This is a genomic window from Okeania sp. (genome assembly GCF_035285525.1).
In the GTDB taxonomy this organism is placed as follows: Bacteria; Cyanobacteriota; Cyanobacteriia; order Cyanobacteriales; family Microcoleaceae; genus Trichodesmium.
On sequence record NZ_JAYKGW010000053.1, the window covers coordinates 1 to 2901 of the forward strand.

The following is a 2901-nucleotide window of genomic DNA, read 5'->3' on the forward strand; positions in this document are numbered from 1 at the left end:
GCGATAAAATATTTGGTCTTACTACAAATTCTATTCTTATTAAAGAAAATCATGGCAAACCTACGGTTAGTTATCGTTCTAATATTCATCAAGATAATTTCACTAAAAATACTGTCAATTTTATCCCTATGGGTTTAGTTTCCAAGTCTCAAAAAAAACCTACTTCTAGAAATTCACGATTTTATAGAGAAACCGAGGATAGTATTAGAGATATTGGGGAAACAAATACAGGAGTTCTTGATAGCATCTGCCAAGGAATACATACTACTATTAATCAAAATATCTCTAATAATATTGTGGCTACAGTCTCGATTCAATCTTTAAGAAAAACACCAAATGGTGGAGATACTATGAACCATCTCCAGAAAATATTTAAAGATGCTTATAACCGAGATACAGGTGTGATGCCTGAAAAAATGAAAGAAATTTCTCAGAAAATAAAGCATATATTTATAATGATAGATGAGGTAACTGGAGATGATAGTGGAGTAAATTTTTTGGATGGAATTAAAAAGTTTTTGAAAGATTATGAGCTAACTAATCCTGAATTTGGATTTAATACAAAAGTCATTGTTGCTGATGCTTCTATTGTCGAAAAAGAAGTTATTAAACAACACTTATTTCAGACTTCTCCCGAACCAGATAAAATTTATTTTCGGTTAGCTAAAGATAAAGCAAAACCCCTTTCAGTAGATACTTTTGAATTTAATAAACAACCAGCAATTTCTATTAATGCTAATTCTTATCCTGCTAGTAGTTTAGATATAACTTATAAAATTTTCCTCCAATCTTATAAATTTAATGAAGCTAGATTTAAAGATGATAATAAAGAGTTAATCAAAACAGTTCAAACCAATATTTTATCCGATATAAACTCCTATTTAGATAATCCCGAATCTAGTCAAATCTTAGTTTATATTCAAGACAAAAGAAAACTACAAGAATTAATAGAAAAAATTAGTAAGTCTCGAAAATTTGAACAATATAAAGACTATCTAGAAATACATGCTAATTTATCCGGTGAAAAAAAGAACAAAATAGAAGAATCTAAACAAGACGTCAAAATTGTATTTATGACATCTTCAGCAAGTCGCGGTTTATCCTTTCCTAAAGCCAAAATTATCTTAGTAGAAATTCCTAAATTTCAAATAGAAAGAAATTTAATGGAAATCATACAAGTTATCTATAGAGCGAGGGGAAATTATTGGGAAAATAATACAGAAAAAAGTTTAGATAATCAAGCAAAAAAGATAACCTTTTATTTGAGAGATCGCTCTATTTATTACCCTCAAGAAGAAAATACATCTCCAGAAGAATATGCTGAAGAAAAAAAATTATCCTTAGCAGAAAGTTTGTTAAATATATGGGATATTTTATTAATTCTCAAATTGTCAATAATGACAAGAATAACTGGTGCAGGTAATTTAGGAATGAAAAAATTTATGATGATTCCTATTGGTGGAAAATCTGTTTCTGCTGCTGGAAATACATTTAGTAGTCAAATAACAAATCTGATTAGAGAGTTAAAAAATGAACATCGTCGCCACCCTAAAAAACAAACTCTTAAAGATGTTTATACAAGTTTGACAAATATTTTTAGTAGTGCAGATTTTGTCTTACTTAAAGATGAGAATAGATCCGAACAATCTGATTCTCTATATCGTTCTTATCTTTCACTTATGGAATCTTTTAACCAACAATTTTCCAACTATTGTCAGCGACTCGATAAATTACTAAATTTTGGCAATATCGAAACAGGTTATCTCACCGGAAACTTATTAGTAGTTCCTATTTCCAAACACAAATTAGAAGAAACTTACCTAATGAAATTAGAATCACAAATTAGACAATTTGCTAATCAAGATTTAATTGATAAAATGAAGAAAATTAGCTGGAATAAAGATTATCCACCTAATATTATCTCCGCAATGAAAGGTAGTGTTTTAGAATTTGTTAAATTGCTTAGTGGCGATATTAATAGAACTCAATGGTTTGAACAAAATAGTCAAAACTTAGACCAATATTATGCTCTACCATTGTTTGTATTTATGAGTAGAGAATTAATGAATGAATATTTTGAATCCCCCCTAACCCCCCTTTGGAAGGGGGGGGAACCTGAAGAAGAAGAAGAAACAGAATTTAGAACCCTATTATCTAAATATGTTCATTACCTTTATCCCGCTTATAATACCCTACCCATTGGTAGACAATATCGAGAATTTCCGTTTGTTGTTTTTCGCTCTTATAGTTTAGGAGAAATGCGAGAAAAAATTTATAGCGATCGCTATCTTTTAACTTCTAATGAATTAAATATTCTCAATTTAATTCTTTGTAGAAATGAGGAAGTATAATTTGGAAATTCCCTACTTTCTTTTTCTTCTATGTTCCCCATTAAGTTTTCCCTTCTGTTGAGAAAAAATTTATAGCGAGCGCTATCTTTTAACTTCCAATAAACTAAATATTCTCAACTTAATTCTTTGTAGAAATGAGGAAGTATAATTTATTAGATATATCAAAGTAGGGAAGTTCCATAAAACATCCCTACTTTTGAAATTCCCCATTAAGTTTTCCCTTCTGTTGAGAAAAAAATTATAGCGAGCGCTATCTTTTAACTTCCAATAAACTAAATATTCTCAACTTAATTCTTTGTAGAAATGAGGAAGTATAATTTTTAAATTCCCTACTTTCTTTTTCTTCTATGTTCCCCATTAAGTTTTCCCTTCTGTTGAGAAAAAAATTATAGCGAGCGCTATCTTTTAACTTCTAATGAATTGAATATTCTCAACTTAATTCTTTGTAGAAATGAGAAAATATGAACTTAAAAATCTCGGCAAAATCTGGGAATACTTTGCCACTCTGAAAATTCTCCTTATTCCTCCTCAAATACTTTACCCATTGGTA

The 2901-nt window shown here is 29.4% G+C and carries 1 protein-coding gene; it reads left to right on the forward strand.

What is annotated here, in order from left to right:
- On the forward strand, positions 1–2351 hold a 2351-nt coding region (locus VKJ25_RS05750), incomplete at its 5' end, for a helicase-related protein (protein WP_324235668.1).
- Positions 2352–2901: the final 550 nt, after the last annotated feature.